The organism is Arthrobacter pascens, from assembly GCF_030816475.1.
Taxonomy (GTDB): domain Bacteria; phylum Actinomycetota; class Actinomycetes; order Actinomycetales; family Micrococcaceae; genus Arthrobacter; species Arthrobacter pascens_B.
This window is the reverse complement of the sequence record NZ_JAUSXF010000001.1, coordinates 1,059,760-1,082,984: the sequence shown is the minus strand read 5'-3', so window position 1 is coordinate 1,082,984 and position 23,225 is coordinate 1,059,760. Positions and strand designations below refer to the sequence as shown.

At 65.5% G+C, this 23,225-nt stretch carries 21 protein-coding genes; 5 read left to right on the top strand and 16 right to left on the bottom strand.

The window, feature by feature from the left end; all coding sequences use genetic code 11:
• Positions 1 to 47: 47 nt before the first annotated feature.
• Both groES and QFZ40_RS05065 read right to left on the bottom strand, forming a co-directional pair.
• Positions 48 to 344 carry a co-chaperone GroES gene (gene groES / locus QFZ40_RS05070; RefSeq protein ID WP_050054380.1) on the bottom strand — a complete coding sequence of 99 codons (297 nt, stop codon included), beginning with the start codon at positions 342 to 344 and terminating at the stop codon, positions 48 to 50.
• 225 nt (positions 345 to 569) lie between these two features.
• A complete protein-coding gene (locus tag QFZ40_RS05065) occupies positions 570 to 950 on the bottom strand; it encodes a hypothetical protein (RefSeq protein WP_306903197.1) in 381 nt (126 codons plus the stop codon).
• A 53-nt stretch (positions 951 to 1,003) separates the two neighbouring features.
• Between QFZ40_RS05065 and QFZ40_RS05060 the strand changes: the two genes are divergently transcribed.
• Positions 1,004 to 2,245 (top strand): class I SAM-dependent methyltransferase, encoded by a 1,242-nt coding sequence (locus QFZ40_RS05060; RefSeq protein ID WP_306903196.1) that lies wholly within the window; start codon positions 1,004 to 1,006, stop codon positions 2,243 to 2,245.
• Here QFZ40_RS05060 and QFZ40_RS05055 read toward each other — a convergent pair whose 3' ends face one another.
• Positions 2,246 to 3,076 (bottom strand): shikimate 5-dehydrogenase, encoded by an 831-nt coding sequence (locus tag QFZ40_RS05055; RefSeq protein ID WP_306903195.1) that lies wholly within the window; start codon positions 3,074 to 3,076, stop codon positions 2,246 to 2,248. It abuts the gene before it with no gap.
• A gap of 89 nt (positions 3,077 to 3,165) precedes the next feature.
• Complete coding sequence (locus QFZ40_RS05050) at positions 3,166 to 4,611, bottom strand: glycoside hydrolase family 3 N-terminal domain-containing protein (RefSeq protein ID WP_306906822.1); 1,446 nt, start codon at positions 4,609 to 4,611, stop codon at positions 3,166 to 3,168.
• A gap of 459 nt (positions 4,612 to 5,070) precedes the next feature.
• Between QFZ40_RS05050 and QFZ40_RS05045 the strand changes: the two genes are divergently transcribed.
• Positions 5,071 to 6,222 carry a glutamate--cysteine ligase gene (locus QFZ40_RS05045; protein ID WP_306903193.1) on the top strand — a complete coding sequence of 384 codons (1,152 nt, stop codon included), beginning with the start codon at positions 5,071 to 5,073 and terminating at the stop codon, positions 6,220 to 6,222.
• Between the two features lie 138 nt (positions 6,223 to 6,360).
• Here QFZ40_RS05045 and tsaD read toward each other — a convergent pair whose 3' ends face one another.
• From tsaD to QFZ40_RS05015, 6 genes are all read right to left on the bottom strand, one after another.
• Positions 6,361 to 7,473: a tRNA (adenosine(37)-N6)-threonylcarbamoyltransferase complex transferase subunit TsaD gene (gene tsaD, locus QFZ40_RS05040; RefSeq protein WP_306903192.1), complete on the bottom strand. Its 1,113-nt coding sequence runs from the start codon at positions 7,471 to 7,473 to the stop codon at positions 6,361 to 6,363.
• A complete protein-coding gene (gene rimI, locus QFZ40_RS05035; protein ID WP_306906821.1) occupies positions 7,470 to 7,934 on the bottom strand; it encodes a ribosomal protein S18-alanine N-acetyltransferase in 465 nt (154 codons plus the stop codon). The genes tsaD and rimI overlap by 4 nt, the downstream gene beginning before the upstream one ends.
• A 44-nt stretch (positions 7,935 to 7,978) precedes the next feature.
• Positions 7,979 to 8,650 (bottom strand): tRNA (adenosine(37)-N6)-threonylcarbamoyltransferase complex dimerization subunit type 1 TsaB, encoded by a 672-nt coding sequence (gene tsaB / locus QFZ40_RS05030; RefSeq protein WP_306903191.1) that lies wholly within the window; start codon positions 8,648 to 8,650, stop codon positions 7,979 to 7,981.
• Complete coding sequence (gene tsaE, locus QFZ40_RS05025) at positions 8,650 to 9,264, bottom strand: tRNA (adenosine(37)-N6)-threonylcarbamoyltransferase complex ATPase subunit type 1 TsaE (RefSeq protein ID WP_306903189.1); 615 nt, start codon at positions 9,262 to 9,264, stop codon at positions 8,650 to 8,652. The genes tsaB and tsaE overlap by 1 nt, the downstream gene beginning before the upstream one ends.
• Complete coding sequence (gene alr, locus QFZ40_RS05020) at positions 9,261 to 10,469, bottom strand: alanine racemase (protein ID WP_306903188.1); 1,209 nt, start codon at positions 10,467 to 10,469, stop codon at positions 9,261 to 9,263. The genes tsaE and alr overlap by 4 nt, the downstream gene beginning before the upstream one ends.
• Before the next feature lie 108 nt (positions 10,470 to 10,577).
• Positions 10,578 to 11,669 carry a carbohydrate kinase family protein gene (locus QFZ40_RS05015; protein WP_306903187.1) on the bottom strand — a complete coding sequence of 364 codons (1,092 nt, stop codon included), beginning with the start codon at positions 11,667 to 11,669 and terminating at the stop codon, positions 10,578 to 10,580.
• Between the two features lie 68 nt (positions 11,670 to 11,737).
• Between QFZ40_RS05015 and QFZ40_RS05010 the strand changes: the two genes are divergently transcribed.
• On the top strand, positions 11,738 to 13,168 hold the full coding sequence (locus tag QFZ40_RS05010) for a family 4 glycosyl hydrolase (RefSeq protein WP_306903186.1): 1,431 nt from the start codon (positions 11,738 to 11,740) through the stop codon (positions 13,166 to 13,168).
• A 154-nt stretch (positions 13,169 to 13,322) separates the two neighbouring features.
• Here QFZ40_RS05010 and QFZ40_RS05005 read toward each other — a convergent pair whose 3' ends face one another.
• The 5 genes from QFZ40_RS05005 to QFZ40_RS04985 form a co-directional block, all read right to left on the bottom strand.
• Positions 13,323 to 14,435, bottom strand: a complete 1,113-nt coding sequence (locus tag QFZ40_RS05005) for an ABC transporter substrate-binding protein (protein ID WP_306903185.1) — start codon at positions 14,433 to 14,435, stop codon at positions 13,323 to 13,325.
• A 38-nt stretch (positions 14,436 to 14,473) separates the two neighbouring features.
• Positions 14,474 to 16,261 (bottom strand): ABC transporter permease, encoded by a 1,788-nt coding sequence (locus QFZ40_RS05000; protein WP_306903184.1) that lies wholly within the window; start codon positions 16,259 to 16,261, stop codon positions 14,474 to 14,476.
• Positions 16,258 to 17,355 carry an ABC transporter ATP-binding protein gene (locus QFZ40_RS04995; RefSeq protein ID WP_306903183.1) on the bottom strand — a complete coding sequence of 366 codons (1,098 nt, stop codon included), beginning with the start codon at positions 17,353 to 17,355 and terminating at the stop codon, positions 16,258 to 16,260. Before QFZ40_RS04995 ends, QFZ40_RS05000 begins: the two co-directional genes overlap by 4 nt.
• A 118-nt stretch (positions 17,356 to 17,473) precedes the next feature.
• Positions 17,474 to 18,934, bottom strand: coding sequence for an SLC13 family permease (locus QFZ40_RS04990; protein ID WP_306903182.1), 1,461 nt, complete (start codon positions 18,932 to 18,934; stop codon positions 17,474 to 17,476).
• Positions 18,935 to 18,944: 10 nt separating this feature from the next.
• On the bottom strand, positions 18,945 to 20,066 hold the full coding sequence (locus QFZ40_RS04985; RefSeq protein ID WP_306903181.1) for a PrpF domain-containing protein: 1,122 nt from the start codon (positions 20,064 to 20,066) through the stop codon (positions 18,945 to 18,947).
• 227 nt (positions 20,067 to 20,293) lie between these two features.
• Here QFZ40_RS04985 and QFZ40_RS04980 point away from each other — a divergent pair, with 227 nt between their 5' ends.
• Positions 20,294 to 21,244: a LysR family transcriptional regulator gene (locus tag QFZ40_RS04980; protein ID WP_306903180.1), complete on the top strand. Its 951-nt coding sequence runs from the start codon at positions 20,294 to 20,296 to the stop codon at positions 21,242 to 21,244.
• Positions 21,245 to 21,296: 52 nt separating this feature from the next.
• On the opposite strand, the gene QFZ40_RS04975 is transcribed toward QFZ40_RS04980, so the two are convergent.
• Positions 21,297 to 21,824 (bottom strand): GNAT family N-acetyltransferase, encoded by a 528-nt coding sequence (locus QFZ40_RS04975; RefSeq protein ID WP_306903179.1) that lies wholly within the window; start codon positions 21,822 to 21,824, stop codon positions 21,297 to 21,299.
• A 133-nt stretch (positions 21,825 to 21,957) separates the two neighbouring features.
• Here QFZ40_RS04975 and mshA point away from each other — a divergent pair, with 133 nt between their 5' ends.
• Positions 21,958 to 23,223 (top strand): D-inositol-3-phosphate glycosyltransferase, encoded by a 1,266-nt coding sequence (gene mshA, locus QFZ40_RS04970; RefSeq protein ID WP_306903178.1) that lies wholly within the window; start codon positions 21,958 to 21,960, stop codon positions 23,221 to 23,223.
• Positions 23,224 to 23,225 lie beyond the last annotated feature (2 nt).

The following is a 23,225-nucleotide window of genomic DNA, read 5'->3' as shown; positions in this document are numbered from 1 at the left end:
CGCGCTGCCGACGTCCTCGGACAAGTCGGCTGCGCGGGGTCCATGAGTTACTTAACGACGATCGCCAGAACGTCGCGGGCGGACAGCACGAGGTACTCGGTACCGCTGTGCTTGACTTCGGTTCCGCCGTACTTCGAGTAGATAACAACGTCGCCTTCAGCAACGTCGAGGGGAACGCGGTTGCCGTTGTCGTCAAAGCGGCCGGGGCCTACTGCAACAACTTCGCCTTCCTGCGGCTTCTCCTGTGCGGAGTCCGGGATGACCAGGCCGGAAGCCGTAGTCTGCTCGGCTTCGAGCGGGCGGACAACAATACGATCCTCAAGAGGCTTAATAGAGACCGACACTCGGACCTCTCCTTTTCGTCAGCAAATTCATGGACTGGAAAACTGTGGCACCTGGCTGGCAAACCGTCGTCGCGGTGCCGGCAGCAGCCTGGCTGGCAGCTCTTCATGTATTAGCACCCTCCTGGGGAGAGTGCTAATGAAGACTCTATGTAAGGGTTAGCACTCGGTCAAGGCGAGTGCCAGCATTTCGTCTTCGGCGAACCCCTTTTTCACTCTCCAGCAGCCTTAATGCCCGAGGTCGTCGAAGTCCACGTCCTCGGCGCCATTGCCTTCATCGGGTTCAGTGCTGCGCTTCAGGTACAGCACTACGGCGCCGGCCATGGCGGCCAGCAGCGAGATCACCAGCAGGACGATGGCGCCGATCCGGGCCCCGGAATAGAGGCTCCTGATGTCCCGCGCCTCGTCCGTGGCGTCCTGGATATCCTTGCCGCCCACCGAGTAGACAGCGGCGTTGAAGGTGTCCAGGAAAAGGACAATCACGAGCAGCGCGACGCAGACAACGGCCACGACGACTCCGGCGATCAGTGCCGGCCGGGCGAACCTTACCAGGTCGCTGTTCTTGGATCGGGGTTGCTCGGACGGCTGGGTGGCTGCACTGTCTTCCATGCAATCAACACTATCGGGACTTGCTGTCAGCCTCCTCCACTAGGCTTGAAGCCATGGCTCAAGCACCGCAGGACCAGATCGCCCCTCTGCTCACGAGCGAAGGCTGGGAGCTCCTGGCGTCCCTCGGTCCCTACCGGGAAGACAAGGCCTTCGAGCTCAATGCGTCACTCCGCAAGGCCGGCCACTCCCCCGAACTGGTCTCGGCAGTCCTCACCCAGTCAAGGCTCCGGACCAAGGCTCAACTGAAGTTCGGGGAGTTCGCCCGGCAGATGCTTTTCACTTCGGCCGGCCTGGAACAGGCCACCCGGTTGAACGTTGCCGCCCGCCACGCGGAGCGGTTTGCGCAGGCGGGCATCAGCCACGTGGCCGACCTGGGCTGCGGGCTTGCCGCAGACTCCCTGGCCCTGGCGTCCATGGACATCACTGTCACCGCAGTGGAGATGGACGAAACCACCGCCGCCTGCGCCACCGTGAACCTCATTCCCTTTCCGAACGCCAGGGTGGTGCATTCGGATGCGACGACGGTACCGCTGGAGGGGGTCGACGGCGTCTGGCTGGATCCCGCCCGCCGTGTCACATCCACGTCCGGGACCAGGCGCATCTGGGATCCGGAGGCCTTTTCCCCTCCGCTCTCGTTCGTGGAATCCCTGGCCGCCACAGGCCGCGCTGTGGGAGTCAAGATGGGTCCAGGCATGCCGCACGACTCGGTTCCGGCCGGCTGCGAAGCGCAGTGGGTTTCAGTGGGCGGCGACGTCACCGAGGTGGCGCTCTGGTTCAATGCGGTGAGCCGGCCCGGAATCCGCAGGGCTGCTCTGTTGCTGGGGCCGCAGGGCGCCGCTGAAATCACCAGCGGCGAAGACTTCGACGCCGGACCGGCCGCGCCCGTGGGGCCGGTGGAGGGCTACCTGTACGAGCCCGACGGCGCCGTGATCCGTGCGGGCCTGGTCGCCGACGTCGCGCTTCAGTTGGGCGGGCACCTGGTTGATGAACACATCGCCTATATCTGCGCTCCGGCCCTGGTGGATACGCCCTTCGCTCGCGCCTACAAGGTGCTGGAAGTGATGGCTTACAACGTCAAGGCGCTCAAGGCCTGGGTGAAGGACAACGGCATAGGCGTGCTGGATATCAAGAAGCGCGGCATGGCCATCACCCCGGAAGAACTGCGCAAAGAACTGCTCCCCGCGGGCAAGGGCGCAGGTAAAAATGCGGGAAAGAGAGGCGGAACCAAGACGGCCACCCTGGTCCTGACCCGCATCGGCGAGGACCGGGTGGCAATCTCCGTAGCGCCGGTCTGACTACTGCGCCCGCATGAACTCTTCGGCGGCGCGCACCTGCTCCCTGGTGGGGCGGACGCCGGTGTACAGGACGAATTGTTCAAGGGCCTGAATGGTGGCCACCTCGGCGCCGGTGATGACCGGCTTCCCGGCGGCGCGGGCGGCTTTGATGAGCGGCGTTTCGCCGGGCAGGGCGACAACGTCGAACACCACCTTGGCGGCATCGATGGCGTCCTGGGGGAAGGACAGCGACTCCGCGGCGGCTTTTCCCTCCATACCTCCTGCCATACCGATAGGGGTCACGTTGATGATCAGGTCCGCCGTGCCGCCGTCGAGCGCCTGGCGCCAGGGGAACCCGTAGTGTTCCGCCAGGGCCCGTCCACTGGCCTCATTGCGGGCGATCACGGTAACATCCCCGAATCCTGCGTCGCGGAGCGCCGCGACTGTGGCTTTGGCCATGCCGCCGGCGCCCTGGACCAGCACCGAGTAGTCAGTAGGCAAGGCGTTGCTCTGGAGCAGCTGCTCGATGGCCGTGTAATCGGTGTTGTAGGCCTTGAGGTGCCCGTCGGTGTTCACGATGGTATTGACCGAGTCGATGGCCCTGGCTGAGGGATCCATCTCATCCACCAGGGCGATGACGTCCTCCTTGTACGGCATGGACACGGCGCAGCCACGGATTCCCAGGCCCCTGACACCGGCGATGGCCTGCGCGAGGTCCGTGGGGGCGAAGGCCTTGTAGATCCAGTTCAGTCCAAGCTGTTCGTACAGATGGTTGTGGAAACGGGTCCCGTTGTTGCTCGGCCGGGCCGAAAGCGAGATGCAGAGGGTCATGTCTTTATTGAGAATGGGCACCTGTCCATTAAACGCGTTCCCACCCAAGTAAGTAGCAGCAGGTGTCGTTCTGAGGGTCGAAAACGACACCTGTTGCTACTTAGTTGGGGCTAGGGGCAGCCGGTCCCCGCCGGGAAACCTCCGACGGCGGCCGGCAGCTTTCCCGGCGCCCCCGCCTTTCCGGCCAGGACGGCCGCCAGGGCGTCAAAGGCGCCCTGGCTCCGGCCGTACAGCGCTATTTTGACCGGCGCGCTGGAGCCCTGCAAAGGCCAGGGCGCATCCAGGGTCACCGCGACGTCACCAGCGGCCGGGACCCCGCCATAACCGATCAGGGTGAGGAGTGGACCTTCCCCCACACCCAGGCCCACCTTTGCCGCAGCAGCCTCGAACCGGGCCCGGTCCTGCGCGGAGCCGCCGTCGAGCCTGACAGTTCCGGGGACCAAGGGTCCCGAACACTGGCCGGACAGGATGGTGATTGCGGCCGCGGAAACCCGTGCGGAGACAGCGCCGCCGCTTCCGGGCGCTGACACGGACACTGACCCGGGCGACGGTGCTGTCCTGGCCCGCCAGACCATCATGGTAGCAACGCGTCGGGCGGCCTCGTCCAGGCGTGATGCCGGCAGGCTGCCGGTGGCTACTGCGCTGACAATGGCGGCGTGTGCCGCGTCCACGTCAGGCGGCATCAGAAGCAGGTCCGCTCCGGCGGCGAGCGCCGCGGGGGCTGCGGAGCCGCCCGGGAACTGCTCCTGGATGGCACCCATGTTCAGTGCGTCTGTCACTGCCACCCCGTTGAAGCCCAGCGCCCGCAGTTCTGCGTAAGCCGGCTTCGACAACGACGCCGGAACGCCGGGTTCCAGGGCAGGGACGGCGATGTGCCCGGTCATGACCACGGGAGCTCCGGCACCAATAGCTGCCGAGAAGGGCTTCCAGTCCCGGGCCCTGAGCTCGTTGATCGTGGCCGGCTGCAGGGGGAGGCTCAGGTGCGAGTCCGTGGTGACTGAGCCGTGTCCCGGGAAGTGCTTGGCAACGGGCAGGATGCCTGCCTCCTGCATGCCCTGGGAAAAGGCCACCCCGAGCCGTGCCGCGGTGTCCGGATCGCCGGACATGGAGCGCGCGCCGATGGTGGGATCGGCCGGGCCGACCGTGACGTCGGTGTCGGGCGCGAAATCGACGGTGAAGCCCAGGGGCACAAGCTCGGAGGCAAGGGCCCGGCCGGCATCCCTGGTCAGTTCCGGGCTGCCTGCCGCGCCGTAGCTCATCGGCGCCGGCCATTCGGTTAGCGGCGCCCCGAGCCGTGCCACGATCCCGCCTTCCTGGTCCACGCCGATAAGCCCGGGCCATGGCCTGCCGTCGGCGCGGGCTGCCTGTGCCAGCCGCGCGTTCACCGCAGCCATGGCCGCAGGGTCTGGCTGGTTCTGCGCGTCCAGCGGAACGTTGTCCCCCATGATGATGGAGCCGGCAAGATGCATCCGTTCAATCGTGGCTGCCTGGACTTCGGCATTGGGTCCGGCATAGGACGGCATCAGGACCTGTCCGGCCTTCTCTTCCACCGTCATGGCTGCGACGGCTGCCGCGGCCGTATCCTGGTCCCGCTGCTCAGGGCCCCACCCCAGCGGCCGCGTTCCATCCTCGGGTGAGGCGTCCGGGGAGGCAGCAGCGGATGGTGCGGGCGTCGTCGTCGGCTCCTCGGATGAGGACGACGGAACGGGCACCGAAGGTGTAGGCGACGGCGTCGGGGCCGGAGCCGCACTGCAAGAGGCGAGACTGGCCGCGGCGACGAAGGCCGCCACGGCGAGGATGGTCTTGCGAAGGGTGGCCCTGTGCAGAGTGGTCCTGTGCACAGCGGTCTTGTGAAGACTTCCACGGGTCCGAGGGAACAACGACATCAATACGATGCTACCCCTGCACTAGACTTGAGACACCCGTTCGCCTGCCGGCCGCCGCCTTTCTCTGCCCCTTCTTTGCGGCCTGTCAGTACGGCGTGAGCCAGCCACGACAGGATAGTAAGGAAACGCGTGAAGATTGATTTCGCTTCTTCGAGGCAGTCGACTCTTGGGGTGGAATGGGAATTGGCGCTGGTGGACGGCCAGACCGGCGAACTGGCGTCCGTGGCCAACGAGGTGCTTCGGGGCGTCGCTTCCAAGCATCCCGAACTCAATGAGGACGACGAGCACCCCCACATCAAGCAGGAGCTGCTGCTCAACACCGTCGAGCTGGTCACCGGGATCTGCGAAACGGCCGGCGAAGCGAAGGAAGACCTCAGCCTGTCACTGGCCGCGGTCCGGGAAATCACCGACCCCATGGGTGTGGAGGTCTTCTGCGCCGGAAGCCATCCCTTCAGCCCGCCGCAGCTCCAGCCTGTGACGGACAAAGCCCGCTATGCGAAGCTGATCGACCGGACCCAGTGGTGGGGGCGCCAGATGGTGATCTACGGCGTTCACGTCCACGTCGGGCTGGACAGGCGCGAGAAGGCATTGCCCGTGCTGGACGGCCTGGTCAACTACTTCCCGCACTTCCAGGCGCTCTCGGCGTCGAGCCCGTTCTGGGGCGGCGAGGACACCGGTTACGCCTCGCACCGGGCCCTGATGTTCCAGCAGCTTCCCACCGCCGGCTTGCCGTTCCAGTTCCGGTCGTGGGACGAGTACGAATCCTATGTCCAGGACATGTTTACTACAGGCGTGATAGACACCCTGTCTGAAATACGGTGGGACATCCGGCCGGTTCCCAACCTGGGCACCATCGAAATGCGCATCTGTGACGGCCTGGCCACGCTGGAGGAGGTGGGCGCCATCGCAGCACTGACCCAGTGCCTGGTTGAGGAATTTTCCACCACCCTGGACGACGGCGGGACCATTCCCACCATGCCGCCCTGGCACATCCAGGAGAACAAGTGGCGCGCCGCCCGCTACGGGATGGACGCCATCATCATCCTCGACGCCGCGGGCAGGGAGCAGCTGGTGACGGACCACCTGCTTGAGACCCTCAACCGGCTCGAGCCGGTCGCTGCCAAGCTGGGCTGCCCGGACGAACTGGCGGACGTCGAGAAGATCATCCGCCGCGGCGCCGGGTACCAGCGCCAGCGCCGGGTGGCCGCCGAACACGGCGGTGACCTCAGGGCAGTGGTGCTGGACCTCGTCAGGCAGATGCGGAACGGACCCACCGCCTGACTGTTGCCCTCCCGAAACGGGGCACTTCGACACGGACACGCCCGCCGCCGTCGTGATTTACGACGACGACGCCCCCAAGGTGCCCCGTGACGGTTCGCCGGGGGTTCAGTTCGCCGGGGTTCGGGAGTGCGGGCTGCCTCAGGCGGGAAGCGACACCGAGGTCACCGGCATCGAGGAGTCCGGGGCGAAGCGTAGGCCGCTCGGACCGATCCCTGCCATGACCAGCTGCGCACCCAGGGCGGCCACCATGGCACCGTTGTCCGTGCACAGGTCCAGCGGCGGCACGTGCAGGCTGATTCCGGCAGAAGTACAGCGCTGGCCGGTGAGCTCGCGCAGCCTGGAGTTGGCTGCCACTCCCCCGCCCAGCAGCACATCCTTGATTCCGTGCTCGCGGCAGGCCAGTACCGCCTTGTACGAGATCACGTCCACCACCGCCTCCTGGAAAGCGGCGGCAATGTCAGCCACCGGAACGTCCTCGCCGCGGGCCTCGAACTGTTCCACGCACCGGGCCACCGCCGTCTTCAGCCCGCTGAATGACCAGTCATACCGGTGCGGCCCTGGTTCTTCCGGCGTACCCATGTACTTGGGCTGGGAAAGACCGCGCGGGAAGCGGATGGCTTTCGGATTCCCGGTACGGGCCATCCTGTCGATCGCCGGGCCGCCCGGATAGCCCAGTCCCAGGATACGGGCCACCTTGTCGTAGGCCTCGCCGGCGGCGTCGTCGATGGTTGAGCCCAGCAGCTGCACATCATCGGTAATGCTGCTGATCTTCAGGATCTCGGTGTGCCCGCCGGATACCAGCAGGGCGCCCAGGTTGTCCCGGAGCGGGAGACCGCCGTCGGCGGAGCCATCCGCATTTCCGGCGGGCCCCCCGTTGAGGAGCCCCACGCCGACGTGCGCCACCAGGTGGTTGATCGCGTACAGCGGCTTGCCTGTGGCGACGGCCAGGGCCTTCGCCGCGCATACTCCCACCATCAGGGCCCCTGCCAGGCCCGGTCCGGACGTGACGGCGATGGCGTCCACTTCCTCCAGGTCCACTTCCGCGTCGGACAGTGCCTGCCGCAGGGTGGGCACGAAAGCGTCCAGATGTGCCCTTGAGGCAATTTCCGGGATCACGCCGCCAAAGCGCACATGTTCATCCATCGAGGAGGACACCGTGTTGGTGAGGAGGGTGGTTCCCCGCACGATGCCGACGCCGGTCTCGTCGCAGGAGGATTCGATGCCCAGCACCAGGGGCTGTGAGCGGTTCATGGCCGGCCTGCTTCCGTTGTCGGGGCGGCGGAGGGCCCGGTCAGCTGGAGCCGCATGATGAGGGCGTCCACGCCGTCCCGGTAGTACTTCCGCCGGAGATGGATCTGCTCGAAGCCGAACCTCAGGTACAGCTGCTGGGCGCGCGGATTGTCCGCACGGACCTCGAGCAGGACGTCTTCGGCCCGGCGGCGCCGGGCTTCCTCGATGAGCTGCGTCAGCAGGGCGGAGCCGATCCCCCGGCCTTCCAGTTCAGGGACCACAGCGATCGTCTGTACGTCGGCAATCGGCTCGATGCACATGAGGCCTGCATAGCCCACGATCCCGGAACTGGTTTCCGCCACGAGGTAGCGGCGGGTTGTGGTCTGTGACAGTTCGTCAAGGAACATCTGCAGCGGCCACGCGTCCGCGGGGAACAGCCGCTGTTCCAGTGCGTTGACGGCCGGCACGTCCTCCAGAGTCATGTCCCGCAGGAAGACACCCTCGACGCCGGGCGCCGCCGGCGTGCTCACAGTGCCCGCTTCCGCGGTCCCGGGACCTGCGCGTCGGATTCGCGGAGGTAGAGCGGTGTCGAATCGGGCAGTTTCACGTCTGCGGCCAGCCGGGCGAGGGCGAACTGTCCCAGGTAGAGCGCATCAGGCTGCTCGGCGCTGAAGGCTGGATCTGCACGGAGGACGTCCGCGTATAGTCCCGCTCCTGCACCAAAGGCCGGCAGGTCCGGCAGGTCCGCCGCGAAGCTGACATGCGGGCCGTCCTCAAGCTGCGGCAGCTGCCCCGGTGCCAGGCTGTAGCGCGCCCAGTAGACCTCTTTGCGGCGGGCGTCAGTGACTACCAGGAACTCGGCCGTCGCCGCTGTCGATTCGGCGACTTCGAGGGCGACGGCGTCCAGGCTCATCATTCCGTACAGCGGTCTGTCCCACACGAAGGCCAGCGTCCGGGCCGTAGCGATGCCTGACCGCAGGCCTGTGAAGGGGCCGGGGCCGACTCCGGTCACGATCGCGTCGATATCGCTGCCCGTGACACCGGCCGAGGCGAGAAGCTCCTCGATGCCCGGTGCCAGCACCTCGGCATGACTGCGCGTGTCTTCGGTGGAGAAACTCGCCACTACCCCTTCCAGGGCGTCGTCGGAGACCAGCGCGGCGCTGGCCACGGCGGAGGTATCGATGGCAAGGATGAGCATCAGGCTGTCCCTTCGGGGATCCCGGCGAGCGTCGGTGCGCCGATCCAGCGCGGACCGAAGCCGCGCATCACGATGGTGCGGGGTTCGTCGTCGTCATCGGTGTCAAAGTCCAGGGCGTCAGGTACGGAACTGTCGGAGCCCGTAGTTCCGGCGGCCCTGGCAGGAGGCTGCTGGCCGACGGGGCGGTGCAGGTCCACTTCCAGCCGGCTTTCGCTCAGGTGCTCCACGCGCCCATGTCCCCATTCCACCACGGTCACGGATGAGTCGAGGGTGTTCTCCAGGTCGATGTCGTCTATTTCCGACGCCGATCCCAGCCGGTAGGCATCCACGTGGACCAGGTCCGGACCACCGGGGCGGGGACCGTCCGGCAGGTTCGGGTGGATGCGGACCAGCACAAAGGTGGGCGAGATGATCCCGGCGCGCACGCCCAGCCCTTCCCCCAGCCCCTGCGTGAAGGTGGTCTTGCCCGCCCCGAGTTCGCCGGAGAGTACAAGCAGGTCCCCTGCTTCCAGTGATCCTCCCAACGCGGCGCCGAGGGCATGGGTCTGCTCCGCCGTCGAAACGCTTAGTGTTATTTCCCAGTTCGGACGGTCCGCCGGGGCGGGGAGGCTCATGGCCTTTCCTGTCCGCTGAGTGCGGGTTCGTTGACGAACTGCCGCGGAACACGCGGGCTGATCCTGGTCACGATTTCATAGTTGTTGGTGCCGGCCGCCCGCGCCCAGTCATCCGCTGTTGGTCCGCCGCCGGCCCCGGTGCCGAACAGTTCCGCCTCGGCACCCAGCAGGCCGGCCCCGGCCGGGCCGATGTTGCCGAGGTCGATGACCATCTGGTCCATCGCGATACGGCCCACGACGGGGTAGGTCTTCCCTGCCACCCGCACAGGTCCGCCGGTGGCGATCCGGGGAACGCCGTCGGCGTAACCCATCGGAATCAGGGCCAGGGTGCTGGGGCCGCTCGTGTGGTAGCGGAGCCCGTAGGACACGCCCTGTCCCTCGGGCACGTCTTTGCACAGGGACACCAGCGTCCGCAGGGTCATGGCCGGGCGAAGTCCAAGTTCGGCGGATGTCTGGCCTTCGAACGGCGAGAGGCCGTAAATGCCCAGCCCCACCCGGACCAGGTCGAAGTGGGTATCCGGACGGGAGAGTGTGGCTGGAGTGTTGGCGAGGTGCCGGACTTCGGGGTCCACGCCGGCGTCCTCGGCCACCGCCAGCACTTCACGGAAGGCCGCGAGCTGCTGGTCGGTTTCAGGCCGCTCCGGCTCATCGGCAACGGACAGGTGGGAGAAAATACCCACTACCCGGAGGAGTCCCTGGTCCTGGTACTCCAGGGCTTCGCCGACAACGTGGTCCCAGGCGTCCATTGGCGCGCCGTTCCGGCCCAGTCCTGTATCCACTTTCAGGTGTATCCGCGCCGGCCGCTCCTGTTCACGGGCGGCGGCCACGATCCGGTCCAGCTCCCAGCCGGAGCACCCGATGTCGACGCCGGCAGCCACGGCCGCGCCGAAGTTGCTTTCCGTGGTGTGCAGCCAGGCCAGCATCGGGGCTTCGATTCCGGCAGCCCGAAGTGCAAGGGCCTCGGAAATGTGGGCAACCCCCAGCCACGACGCCCCGGCCTCCAGGGCAGCCCTGGCCACCGGCACAGCCCCATGTCCATAAGCATCGGCCTTCACCACGGCCATGACCTTCGCCGGTGACGCCGCATCCGCCAGCCGGCGCACGTTGTGCCGGATGGCGTCGAGGTCGATGACGGCGGACCTCTCGTACAGGGGGTCCCCTCCTGAGGCCGCGCCGAAGTCGCCGGATGCTACGGGGTAAGTCACCCTAGTGATTCTAGTGCGGGCAGCGCAGCCGCAAATCACGGCCGCAAATCACAGGCGGATAATCGCGCCTGTTGAGGCGGTTGCCCAGTCCCTTGCTCAGTCCGTTCGTCAGGCGTCGGAGAGATGGGCGATGGTGGCGGTGGCCCGGCGCTGTGCGGCCAGCGGGACATCATGGACGATCTCAGCGAGGAACGCGAACCGGCGCAGCCACTGGCTGCTCTGGCGTTCCCGCCGGGCGTTGGCCCGCTGCCACCAGTCGGCGATGTCGCCCCATCCGGGGGCGGCCAGTGAACCGCCCACCTCCTGCACCGCCAGTGAGGCGCACAAGTTGGCGAACCGCAGCCTGTTTCCCAGCGGCCAGCCGGCCAGGCTGCCCACAATGAAGGCCGCATCAAAGCAGTCGCCCGCGCCGGTCGGATCGTAGGCCGTGACCGGAAGCGACGGCACCCATTCCTCCTCACCCGTCTCGGAGTCCACGGCCATGGCACCCTGGGCGCCAAGCGTCACCACGGCAACCGGGACACGGTCGGCGAGGGCGTACAGGGCGGCCCACGGATCGTCCTTCCCGGTGAACGCCATGGCCTCGCGCTGGTTGGGAAGGAAAGCGTGGAAATACTGCAGGTTGTCCAGCCGCACCGGCGCCCATTCACCGCTGGGGTCCCACCCCACGTCCCCGAAAAGCTTGACCCCGGCCGCGTGCGCTGCCTTGGCCCACGGCTCAATTTCCGTGCCCAGCTCCGCGATGCCTGCGAGCGCGGCAGGGGGCAGGCCGATCAGCTCGGAGGACGTCACCGGAGCCGGGTGGCCGTGCGTCACCAGGGAGCGGTCCTTCTCCACGCTCAGCGAGACCGTTACCGGCGAGTGCCAGCCCGGAATACGGCGGGAGAGGCTGAGGTCAACGTGTTCCTGTCCGGCCAGGATCTTCCAGTTGTAGTCCCCGTAGCCGTCATCCCCGAAGGCCGCCGCCAGGCCTGTCCGCAGGCCCAGCCGTGCCGCCGCGATGGCCTGGTTCGCCACGCCTCCAGGGCAGCTGCCCATGCCCTCGCTCCAGATCTCCGTCCCGGGCTCCGGGGCATGGGGCAGCCCGGTGAAGATAATGTCCTGGAACACTGTTCCGGCGAGGATCAGGTCAAACTCCCCGTCTGACGGGGCGCGGACGGCAGACAGCGGGTCGAAGCGGCGGGCGGGGATCGCGTCCATGTCGGCACACTACGCCCTGGCGCCTTCCGGCGGTAGGGGGCCCGCCGCCAGGGCCTAGACTGCTGCCTATGCGGCTCATGATTGCCGGCGGCGGCGGCTTCCGCGTTCCGCTTGTCTATCGGGCGCTGTCCTCCGGCGCCTTCGCCGGGCTGGTCAGCGAACTGGTGCTGTTCGACGTCGACCCCGCCCGGCTCCAGGCCATCACCGCGGTGCTGCGCTCCATGCCGCTCCCGCCGGAAGCCGATGCCCGGCCGCCGGCCATACGCACCACCAGTTCCCTGCCCGAAGCACTGGCAGGGTCCCAGCTGGTTTTCGCGGCCATCCGTCCGGGCGGCACGGCAGGCCGCATCGCCGACGAACGCGTGGCCCAGGACCTTGGCCTGCTGGGCCAGGAGACCACTGGGGCGGGAGGTATTTCCTACGCCCTGCGCACCATCCCCGAAATGCTGGACCTCGCCCGGGAAATGCGGGAACACTGCCCCGATGCCTGGCTCATCAACTTCACCAACCCGGCCGGAATGGTCACCGAGGCCCTGCTGCCCGTCCTGGGACGGAAAGTCATCGGGATCTGCGACTCCGCGGGCGGGCTGGTCCACCGGGCCGCACGGGCCGCCGGCCTGTCGCTGCCTGATGGAAGGCTCGACGGCGTGGGCTACTACGGCCTCAACCACCTGGGCTGGCTCTACCGGCTGGAGTCCGAAGGCCGGGACCTGCTTCCGGGCCTGCTGTCCGACCCGCAGGCGCTCGCATCGTTCGAGGAAGGCCGGCTGTTCCCCCAGCCGTTCCTTGCCCGCCTGGGCGCCCTTCCCAATGAATACCTGTACTACTACTACCAGCGGGACAGTGCGGCCGCGGCGATTCGCGCAATGACACAGACCCGCGGCGAGTCCATCCACCGCCAGCAGGCAGACCTCTATCCCCGGCTGGCGGAGGCGGGAGCCGGAGCCTATCGCCTGTGGGACGGCGCCCGAAGAGCCCGGGAGGAAGGCTACCTTGCCGAAGCCCGCACCCATGGTGAGCAGCGCGACGAAGACGACCTCGCCGGCGGCGGGTACGAACGCGTGGCCCTGGCTGTCATGAAGGCAATTTCCGGCGGCGGTGGCGCCCAGCTGATCCTCAACACACGCAACAGGCTGCCGGCGGCGGGCGCTGCTGCCGACCCGGGTGGCGGCAGTGCTGCGGACCCGGGTCCTGCAGAAGCAGCCATCCCCGGACTGCCCCCGGACGCCGTCGTCGAGGTCCCCTGCACCGTAACGCCCGACGGGGCGGTGCCGCTTGCGCAATCGGCGCCGGCAGCTGAGCAGCTTGCCCTCCTCCAGCAGGTCAAGGAGGTGGAACGGCTCACTGTCCAAGCCGCAACGCAGGGAGACCGGGCGGCCGCCGTCGAGGCCTTTGCCCGGCACCCGCTGGTGGACTCAGCGGAACTTGGTGCTGCTTTATTGGCCGGATATGAACGGGAATTTCCGGCACTGCAGCTGCGCTGGCGCACCTGGACGTAACGCAGCAGGCTGCGGTGCTGTTGCTTGTGGCGCAAGCAGATCAGGGCAGTGGGGCGGCGCGCGTTGCGAATAGGCGATGATCCCGGTGATCATCATTCGCCGCCCCACTGCGGTTACCGGCCCGGACAGAAACAGCCCGGGCAGCCAGCAGCGGTTACTTGCTGTAACCGAATACCTTGTTCCACTTGGCCAGATCATCCTTGCCAAAGGTTCCAGCGTCAGTGTTCGGCATGCGGTAGACCTTGCCGGAGTCGACTGCAGGAAGCTGGACACCCATGATCGTGGGCGGTTCAACATCGGTCCGGGCCGGGTATTCACCGAGCTGCGCGAAGACCTTCTGTCCCTGCTTGGAGAGGTTGTAGTTCATGAATACCTTTGCGGCCTCAACGTTCGTTGCTGAGGCTGCCATGCCGAGGTAATAGTCGTAGGCGACCAGGCCTTCTTCCGGGATGATGAACTTCACGGGCGCTTTGTCCTGGACGGCGGAGATGTTGGTTCCGCTGACGGTTACGGTTCCTACGGCCACTTCGCCGCGGGCGAGGGCGGTGGCTTCAGCGCCGAGGGAGTCGTAGATGGTCGGTTTCTGTGCCGCATATTTCTGGAAGTAGTCAGGGCCCATCTTGGTTTCCATGAACCTGTTCAGTGCCGCAGTGCTGCCACCTGAGCCGCCTTGGACGATGCCGAGCTTGCCCTGATATTTTCCGCTGACGGCGTCGGACCAGGACTTCGGGGCGTCGGCTTCTTTGACCAGCTGGCTGTTGTAGCCGATGGTGTAGATGGAGTTGAACATGCGGGTGAACTGTCCGCCGTCGACAGTAACGTCCTTGAACTGCGCGGCACCCGGGACGTCGTAGGTCTGCCAGACTTTGGCATCCTCCAGGGACTTCGCGATCCGGTAATCCGAGGTGCGGACCACGTCGGCCCCGAGCTTGCCGGCTCCCTGTTCGGACAGGACCCGTTCTGCAAGTTTGTTGGGGGTCAACCGCACGACGTTGACTTTGATGCCGGTGTCCTTGGTGAAGGCTGCGACCAGTGCGCTTTCGGATGACTCTGTGTAGCCGGAGTAGAGGCTCAGGGTCTGCGTTTTGGCCTTGTCGTAGGTCGTCTTGTCCGCGATTGACTCGCCATTGATGACGAGCCCGTCGTCGGTCTTAACTTCGGCAGCGGCCGTGACGACGCTGTTGCTTTGGGCTGTCCCGCAGGCGGCCATGCCCAGGGAGAGAAGGACGCTGGCGGCGATCAGGGGGATTTTGGACGTTAACTTCATTGTGTGGACCCTTTCAACTGTTTTTGGGTGGAGCAGCTCTATTTGATGGTGGCGAGCTTGCGGTTGGCGCCCACTTTTTGGGCGATCACGGCCAGCACGGCGATGACGACGATGTACAGCACGCTGACCGCTGCGGCGGCTTGGCTTTGTCCGTTGTCGAAGTTGTCGAATACCAGGATCGAGAGGATCCGCGTATTGGACGTGAACAGGAAGATGGAAGCGCTGAGCTCCCTCATGGAGAGCATGAGGAAGAGCAGGAATGAGGACGTGATGCCGACACGCATGAGTGGAAGGGTGACTGAGATGATGGCCTTCGCCCTGCGGGCACCGAGCATGACGGCGCTGTCTTCCAGGTCCTGGTCCATTTGCAGCATCGAGGCCGAGATGCCGCGGTAGCCCTGGGGAAGGAATACGGCGACGCAGGCGATGGCGAGGATGGCCAGTGTTCCGTAGACCGGAACGGGCAGGAGCAGCCAGGTCCAGAGCAGTCCTATGCCCATCACGATGGCCGGAACCGCCAGCGGAGTCATGGCTATCAGTTCGATGAGTTGGCCGCCGCGGGACTTGGTCCGGTAGCGGACGTAGGAGGCCACGAAGCTCAACGTCGTCCCTGCCGCGGCGGCGAAAATCGCAACGAGGACGCTGTTTCGCAGGGCGAGCTGGAAATCATGGGAATTGAGGACGTCTCCGAGCTTGGAGAAGCTGAGCGCCCCCGTTTCGAACAGCTGTGGAATTGAGGCAACGAACGGTGTCGCCTGCATTGAGGCTGTCAGGAGTGCAAGCATCGGAAGGATGACTGCGACCGCGAAGTAGGCAAGGGCGATGATGGTGAACGGCCAGCGGAGTTTCCGCAGCGGTACTTGGCGGGGCCGGTTGCCTTTTCCGGTCACAGTGGTGAACTTGCGTTTGTTGATGATGCGCTGCTGAACGACGGTGATGATGAGCAGGGCTGCAGTCAGAACGATGGCGATGCTGGCAGCCTGGTTGCTCTTGGCCGGTGTCGCGTTCATCAGCCGGTAGATGTAGGTGGGCAGTGTGTCGATGCCTGCCGGGTTGCCGATTACCTGGGCGACGGGAAAGTTTTCCATGGTCAGGGCAAAAACCAGAATTGCTGACCCGAGGACTGCCGGCAGCGCCAAAGGGAGGGTGACTGTCCGCAGCATGGTCTTCAGTGTTGCCCCGTGGACTGTCGCGGCTTCTTCGAGGTCGGCGTTCATCATGGACAACGAGCTGTGCATGAGGAGGAAGGCATAGGGGGCGTAAAAAATGCCGAGGACGAAGATCAGGCCGGGCAGGCTGTAAATGTTGATGATGAAGTCCAGGCCCAGGTCCCGGAGCAGAATATTGAGGTAGCCGGCACTGGGGGAAGAGAGCAGTGACCAGGCCAGTGCCCCGACGAGTGCCGGGATGAACATGGGCGCCATGCCGATGAAGAAGATGAACTTGCGCATCGGGGCGTCGGTGCGGGCACAGACGAAGGCGAGAAAGGCGCCGATGATCAGTGCAACAACCGCTGAGCCGGCGCCCACCATGAGCGAATTACCGAGGGCTCCGAGGGCCTCGGGAGTGGCCAGGAGCACGAGGTTGTCAAAAGTCAGTCCACCGAGGGAGATGTTTCCCGGGCGGGGAACTGCGTCCGAGAAGGCAGCAAGCAGGACCAGAGCCAGCGGGAGCAATACCAGGACACTCAGTATTGCGATGATGATCGTCGCGGGTGTGCTCTTGCGCAGTTTTGCCAGTGCTTTGGTTCGGCGGTGGCGCGCCGGTCCGGTGTTCCGTTCCCCGGCTGCGATGGCGGGGGTTGCCAGTGGCGTTTTGATGCTCATGCGAGCACCTCCGCCGGGAGGATCTGTACCTGACCGGGTTCGATCGTGACCCAGACGGAGTCTCCCACGTCGTGTTGTTCGCCCCGTTTGATTGTTCCGAGGGCGTCAAGTTCAAGTCCGCTGTCCAGTTCGACGGCGTATCGGACATCGTTGCCCTGGAATCCGGCGACCATGACTTTCCCTTTCCACGCGTTGGCTGCAGTTTTAGGCTGGGCACTGATCTGGAGGTCTTCGGCCCGCATGCAGACCTTCATCTGCCGCGTGCCCGACGGGATGCGTTGTGAGGAGTGGACAGTGAAGTCGTGTCCGGCGACCGTCGCGGACGAGGAACCGTCTCCGCCTGCCACCGCCTCGCAGTCCATGACGTTGGAGACGCCGAGGAAGTGGGCTATGGAGGCGCTGGCCGGCGTTTCGTACATCTCGCGGGGGCCTCCGATCTGAACAATCTTGCCCCCTTGCAGCAGGGCAATGCGGTCGGCCAGGGCGAATGCTTCGTGCTGGTCGTGGGTGACGTAGACGCAGGTGAGGCCCAGGCGCAACTGGATTTCCCGGAGTTCGACGCGGAGCCTGTCACGAAGCCTTGCATCCAGGTTCGAGAGAGGCTCGTCAAGCATCAGCACGCTGGGTCGCATGACCAGGCTGCGGGCCAGGGCGACGCGCTGCATCTGGCCACCGCTCAGAAGGCTGGCGCCACGGTCTGCGAACTTTTCCAGTCCGACCATCGTCAGGACTTCCGTCACGCGTTCCTTGACTTCATTCTTGGAGAGTTTCTGCAGGTTCAGGGAATAGGCGACGTTCTGGAAAACAGTCATGTGCGGCCAGACGGCGTAGGACTGGAAGACCATGCCGACGTTGCGCTTGTTGGGAGGCAGATTAATGCCTCTTTCCGAATCAAAGACGACGACGTCATCGATGATGATCCTGCCGGCGCTGGGCTCTTCCAGGCCGGCCAGGCACCGCATGGTGCTGGTCTTGCCGCAGCCCGACTGGCCCAGGAGGACCAGAGCCTCGCCGTCTCCGATATCGAGGTTGAGGTTTTCGATGGCGACGAAATCGCCGTATTTCAGTTGCAGGTTCTGAATGCTGATTTTCATGACACGTCCTTGTGAATGAGATTTTGGTCGGGAGAGGTTTTCGCGAAAACGGCAGGTTCCATCGCCGCCAGACCCACGATGGAAGCGTTTGGGGATCCGGCAGAAGAAGAGGGAAGGGTTACATGATGCCGGTGGGGACCAGCAGAACCCACGCCAGGGCCGGTGCCACCAGCACCACTCCCCCGGCATACGCCATCAGCTGCCGGTAGACGCGCTGCCTGTCGTCAGCGCGGGCGTTGGCGACCACCAGCGCGCCGTCGGTGGAGAAGGGCGAGACATCCACTACGGTGGCGGCGATGGCCAGGGCTGCCACTGTTCCGGAGGCGCTCAGTGAACTCGTGGCCAGCAGCGGACCGGCGAGGGGGATGAAAGCAGTCAGCAACGCCGTGGAGGAGGCAAAGGCTGAGCCGACGCCGATGACGTAGCAGAGGACCAGTGCGACCAGCAGCGGTGCGCCCAGGGCCAGGGCCTGCTCGGCGAGGGTATCGATGACGCCCACATGCTGGAGCAGGGAGACGTAGGTGATCATGCCGGCAACCAGCAGGACGGTGGACCAGGAAACGCCGCCGATGAAGGTCTGGTGTTCCTTGATGTTGACCAGCGCAAGCAGGAGTCCGGCGGAGAGGGCCACAAAGCCGATCGGCATATGGAAAACCAGGGTACAAACGAGCATCACTGCGATCAGCGCCAGCGTGAGGATCTGCTGGCCGCGGGGACGGGTGGTGCGGGGGGAGTCCAGGTCGGCACGGTGGCCGCCTTCGCCGTCGCGCAACCGGCCGATGATGGCGAACAGCACGATGGTCAGCGCGGAGAGAATGAGGTTCAGGGCGAAGCTGGCCACGAAGAGCGCGCCCGAAGAGATGGGAAAGCCGTTTTTGAGGGCAATGTCGTGGACGAGCACGCCGGCCACGGACAGCGGGGAAAAGCCGCCGGCGTGGGCTCCGTTGATGATGAACGCGCCCATAAGCACGGGATGGATGCGGGACTCGTAGGCGAAGCCGATGGCTGCCGGTGCCAGCAGCGCGACTGCAGCCGGCGAGAAGGTGCCCAGCGAGGTCAGGGCGGCTGCGATCAGGAAAAACACCCAGGGCAGCAGCATCGTCCTGCCCCTGACGAGGCGAACGCAGTTCTGGACGATGATGTCGATGGTGCCGTTCCGCTGGGCCATGCTGAAGAAGTAGGTGACTCCGATGATCGTCAGAACGATGCTGGCCGGGAACTCCTCGAGAATCTCCTTGTCCGTCATCCCGAGCATGAAATAGCCGACGCCGAAGGAGGCCACCAGCCCCATCACGCCGATATTCAGCGGCCATTTGGTGGCGACCACGAACATCAAGACGAGGATGACAAGGGGGACGATCTGGACAGCGGTCATGGTGTGCTCCGGTTCCGCAGTGGCCCCTGGATTGAAGATGCCACCCCCCAGCACGAGGGCAATCAAAGCCAGGATCGCGAAACCCGCAGCCACTGCCACCAGTAGGATACGGCGCCGTCGGGTTGGACGCCTGGCACCTTCGCCCCGCGCCTCGTCGACAGTCTCGCGCGCAGCGGCAGTGGTGCGGTCCTCAGTCTTGGTCATGATGGTCTCCTCAGCGGGTGGCTCCCGCGAGGGAAGCAGCAACTGCGCTGCCGGGAACCTCGGGGAGGTGGATGATGGTGCTGGCGATGGTGCGGGCTGTGCGGTCGACGCCTACGAGGAGGCTCCCGTTGTGTTCCTCGCTCCACGTCTCGATCATTCCGGCGGGTGTGCGGAGCCGGAGGGTGGTTCCTGGAGCCTTCCCTGTGATGGTGTGCATCACAGTGCCGGGGGTGCTGGCCGCGAGGGTCAGCGCGATGCCGCCGGTAACGGCCAGGGCCGGGTGGGGCTTGCCCATCGAGAGCATCAGGACGTTCGCATCGAAGGAGCCGGCCTCGACCTCGGACGGCGCGGCGACGATGGCGAGTTTGGGTATCGCCCGGGCCGCTCCGGCGATTGTGGGCGAGAGCCCCATCCGGACAGCGGCCTGCCGGCGGACCAGCTCCAAGGTATCCAACTGCAGCTCCACTCCTGCACGCCAGCTGTCGTATCGGGCCGGATCCAGGCCCAGCTCTTCAGCGCGCAGCATCACCACAGGTGCTCCGGCATCAACCATCGACACGGTCCAGCGGGTTCCGCCGGCGGTGATGGTATCGGTGGCCGATCCGGTGGGCAGCAGCGACCCGGTGGTCCTACCGGCAGGGTCCTGGAAGCCGAGCCCCACGGGGTAGCCGGGGAACGGTACGCCCGGCATCTGCGCATCCGGAACGTCGGCCAGGGCGCCGTCGGGGGTGCCCACGCGCTGGACGATGATCTGTCCGGTGTTGGTGTTGCGGGTAACGATCCGGGTGACGTCTCCGCTGGGGAGCACCCACCCCTTCTCGATGGCGTACAAGCCCACAACCGCTGAGCCGTTCCCGCAGTTGCTTCCCCAGTCCACGGCAGCTTCCTCGATGCCCACCTGGGCGAAGGTGTACTCCACGTCAACGTCGTCCCCGGCTGGGCGGTGCAGGATCACCGCTTTACTGGTGGTTGAGGTTGCCCCGCCGACGCCGTCGATCTGGCGAGGGTCGGGACTGCCGAACAATCGCGGGAGCAGCACATCCAGGCTGGCGCCGCCCTCCTGGAGATGCTCCGCCTCGAACACCCAGCACTTGCTGGTGCCTCCCCGCATCCACTGCGCTTCAATCTTCATGGGTAGCCCGCTTCTCTTGGTTCGGATTTTTGATGAGGTTCCTAAGAAGAGATTGAGCCAGGTCACACCTTTAGACAATGTTGGATTTTAGAGGGGGGATGTAGAATTACTTAATTCATGGAAGGCCAAGGCGATTTTGACCACTCTTCCGGCCTTACCCATGCAGACTCTGTCTTGGGATCGCCTTGCGAAACTGGCTTCGGGTAGTCAATGAACGGATTTTTCAAATGGGTAAAGAATTGCTTAACGATGAGAGTCTTGATTTGTTCGACATGAGGCGGCTGGCACTGCTGCTGGAGGTGGTGGAGCAGGGATCCATTACAGCTGCGGCCGAGCTCATGATGTATACCCCCTCGGCTGTCTCCCAGCAGCTGCGCAAGCTCGAACAGGAGGTGGGGCAGCCTTTGCTCAACCGGCGCTCCCGCGGCGTCGTGCCCACAGAGGCTGGTCAGGTCCTTGCCGGACACGCCCGCAAGATAGTGCGGCAGATGCAGGCAGCGCGGTCGGATCTGGGCCAGATGGCCGGCCTGAAACGAGGGTCGCTGACCGTGGGCACCTTCCCCACCGTGGCCGGATCCTTTCTTCCCATCGTCATCCGGACCTTCAAGAAGCGATATCCGGCCATCGGCCTCTCTGTACGGAGCGCCCGCTTCGATGAACTGGTGGCGGATTTGCAGTCCGGGGTCACAGGGCTTTGCCTGCTCTGGGACTACCCTTGGAATCCTTTCCGGGATGATTCCATTCGTGTGACCGAGGTCTTCCGGGAGAGCACAGTGATTCTGGTAGCCCGTGGCCACCGGCTCGCCGACCGGGAGGAGGTGAGCATGGAGGATCTCCGCAAGGAGTCCTGGATAGTGCGCGCCGAGGCCCACCCCGTGGTGGAGGTCCTGCAGCGTTCCGCCCACGACGCCGGGTTCGAACCGGAGATTGCCTTCCTGGCCAACGACTATCAGGAGGCCCAGGCGATGGTCAGTGTGGGAATGGGCGTTGCCATGGTGCCCAAGACTGCCGTGGCGCTTCAGCATCCCGACGTGACGGTACTGAGCCTCGGTTCTGCCGCCCCTCTGCGACGGGTACTGCTGGCCCAGCGCGAGGACAAGGTCTACGCCCCGGCAGAGGTGGCCTTTCACTCCACCCTGCTGGAAATCGCCGGTGAACGAGCCGGCGATTACCTCTAGATCGGGAGGTTGGGTTGCCCAGGATTAAAAACCACGAGCCCGCAGACGTGAATTAGAGCTTCCGGTACATCACGTGCAGGCCGACGTACCCGAGCACGGGATGGTTAAAAGCCTCGGGAATGGTGGTGAGCACCTCGAAACCCATGGCCTTCCACGCCGCCACAGCCCGGGTATTGCTTTCCACCACCGCGTTGAACTGCATTGCACGGAAGCCGGCTGCACGCGCGGCGTCCAGGGAGTACTTGCACAGCGCCCGCGCCACACCCTTGCCGCCGTGGTCACGGTGGACCATGTAGCCGGCGTTGGCCACATGGCTGCCGGCTCCGCCCTGGTTGGGGTGGAGCTCCCCGGTGCCGATCACGCCGCCATCGGAGGTGACCGCCACAAAAGCCTGGCCCGGCGCTTCCTTGAACCAGCGTCCACGGGCAACGTCCTCGGCGGTGTCCCGCTCCCAAGTGAACGTCTCGCCGGCCCTGATGACGGGCTCCAGCACGGCCCACATGCCCGGCCAGTCGGCCGCGGTGGCAGGGCGGACCGAAAAATCTGCGGAATTGGCTGCTGGATCCTCGGTTGCTCTCACGCACGCCACGTTAGCAGCCGGCACAGACCGTGAAGACGCCGGTTAACAGAGGAGTAATGTTTTATCGGATGCACCACGAGGGCACCGCCCGGGCAGTACCGGTGGCGGCACCCGGTAGTCGGAAGGAGACGCCATGGCAGTGATCCGCAGGGTCGCGGTACTCTCCCTCCACACCTCCCCCATGGAGCAGCCTGGCTCCGGGGACGCCGGCGGGATGAACGTCTATATTCGGGAGCTGGCCTCGGCGCTGGCGGAAGCCGGCGTGGAAGTGGAGATCTTCACGCGCTCCACCTCGGCCGGGCAGCCCGCCGTCGAGCATCCTTATCCCGGCGTGTGCGTGCACAACGTCCTGGCCGGACCGGTGCGGAAAATCCCCAAGGAGCACCTTCCGGAACTGCTGCACAGCATGGTCGCCGAAATCGAGCAGATCCGCCGGCGCCAGCCCCACGGCCGGTACGACATCATCCATTCGCACTACTGGGTATCGGGAATCGCCGGACTGGAACTGTCCGAACTCTGGGACGTGCCACTGGTCCACACCATGCACACCATGGCAAAGGTCAAGAACCTGCTGCTCGAGTCCGGGGAACAGCCCGAGCCGCGGCGCAGGGAGGTGGGCGAGCACAGGATCGTTGACGGAGCCGCCCGCCTCATCGCCAATACCAGTGCCGAAGCCGCGGAACTCGTGTCCCACTATGGTGCGGATTTCGACGTCATCGATGTGGCGCCGCCGGGCGTGGACCTCAGTATCTTCACGCCGGCCTTCCGTGCACGGTCCCGGGCCGAGCGCGGCGTGCCACCTGACACTTTCCATCTGGTTTTCGCCGGCCGCATCCAGCGGTTGAAAGGGCCGCACGTATTGCTGAAGGCGGCGGCGCTGCTGCGCTCCCACCGTCCGGGCATCAATCTTCGGCTCACCATCCTGGGCGCGCTGAGCGGCAACAAGGACTTCAACCTGCGGCAGCTGATAGCGGAGGCAGGAATGGACGACGTCGTCACGCACCTGCCGCCGGTCAGGGCGCCGGAGCTGGCTTCCTGGTTCAGGTCCGCCGACGTTGTGGTAATGCCCTCCTACAGCGAGTCCTTCGGCCTCGTGGCCCTGGAGGCGCAGGCCTGCGGAACGCCTGTGGTGGGAACCCGGGTGGGCGGGCTCTCACGCGCGATCTGCCACGGCCGGACCGGGCTCCTGGTGGACGGCCATCACGCCGCGGACTGGGCCGATGCCCTCGAAGCGCTGTATGACGACCCGGGCACCCGCGCAGACATGGGCCGTGCTGCTTCCATCCGGGCAGAGAACTCAGGGTGGCAGCGGACAGCCGCCATCACGCTGGAAAGCTACCACGCCGCCGTCGACAATTACGCGGGACACCGGCTGGTACCGGCGGTCCGCGCACCCTGAAT

What these genes read in the sequence shown, in the direction of transcription:
- QFZ40_RS05065 (WP_306903197.1), bottom strand. Translation starts at nt 950, where the DNA reads ATGGAAGACAGTGCAGCCACCCAGCCGTCCGAGCAACCCCGATCCAAG.
- QFZ40_RS05060 (WP_306903196.1), top strand. Translation starts at nt 1,004, where the DNA reads ATGGCTCAAGCACCGCAGGACCAGATCGCCCCTCTGCTCACGAGCGAA.
- QFZ40_RS05050 (WP_306906822.1), bottom strand. Translation starts at nt 4,611, where the DNA reads ATGACGGTGGAAGAGAAGGCCGGACAGGTCCTGATGCCGTCCTATGCC.
- tsaD (WP_306903192.1), bottom strand. Translation starts at nt 7,473, where the DNA reads ATGAACCGCTCACAGCCCCTGGTGCTGGGCATCGAATCCTCCTGCGAC.
- rimI (WP_306906821.1), bottom strand. Translation starts at nt 7,934, where the DNA reads ATGACTCTGGAGGACGTGCCGGCCGTCAACGCACTGGAACAGCGGCTG.
- tsaB (WP_306903191.1), bottom strand. Translation starts at nt 8,650, where the DNA reads ATGCTCATCCTTGCCATCGATACCTCCGCCGTGGCCAGCGCCGCGCTG.
- tsaE (WP_306903189.1), bottom strand. Translation starts at nt 9,264, where the DNA reads ATGAGCCTCCCCGCCCCGGCGGACCGTCCGAACTGGGAAATAACACTA.
- QFZ40_RS05015 (WP_306903187.1), bottom strand. Translation starts at nt 11,669, where the DNA reads ATGGACGCGATCCCCGCCCGCCGCTTCGACCCGCTGTCTGCCGTCCGC.
- QFZ40_RS05010 (WP_306903186.1), top strand. Translation starts at nt 11,738, where the DNA reads ATGCGGCTCATGATTGCCGGCGGCGGCGGCTTCCGCGTTCCGCTTGTC.
- QFZ40_RS05005 (WP_306903185.1), bottom strand. Translation starts at nt 14,435, where the DNA reads ATGAAGTTAACGTCCAAAATCCCCCTGATCGCCGCCAGCGTCCTTCTC.
- QFZ40_RS05000 (WP_306903184.1), bottom strand. Translation starts at nt 16,261, where the DNA reads ATGAGCATCAAAACGCCACTGGCAACCCCCGCCATCGCAGCCGGGGAA.
- QFZ40_RS04995 (WP_306903183.1), bottom strand. Translation starts at nt 17,355, where the DNA reads ATGAAAATCAGCATTCAGAACCTGCAACTGAAATACGGCGATTTCGTC.
- QFZ40_RS04990 (WP_306903182.1), bottom strand. Translation starts at nt 18,934, where the DNA reads ATGACCAAGACTGAGGACCGCACCACTGCCGCTGCGCGCGAGACTGTC.
- QFZ40_RS04985 (WP_306903181.1), bottom strand. Translation starts at nt 20,066, where the DNA reads ATGAAGATTGAAGCGCAGTGGATGCGGGGAGGCACCAGCAAGTGCTGG.
- QFZ40_RS04980 (WP_306903180.1), top strand. Translation starts at nt 20,294, where the DNA reads ATGGGTAAAGAATTGCTTAACGATGAGAGTCTTGATTTGTTCGACATG.
- mshA (WP_306903178.1), top strand. Translation starts at nt 21,958, where the DNA reads ATGGCAGTGATCCGCAGGGTCGCGGTACTCTCCCTCCACACCTCCCCC.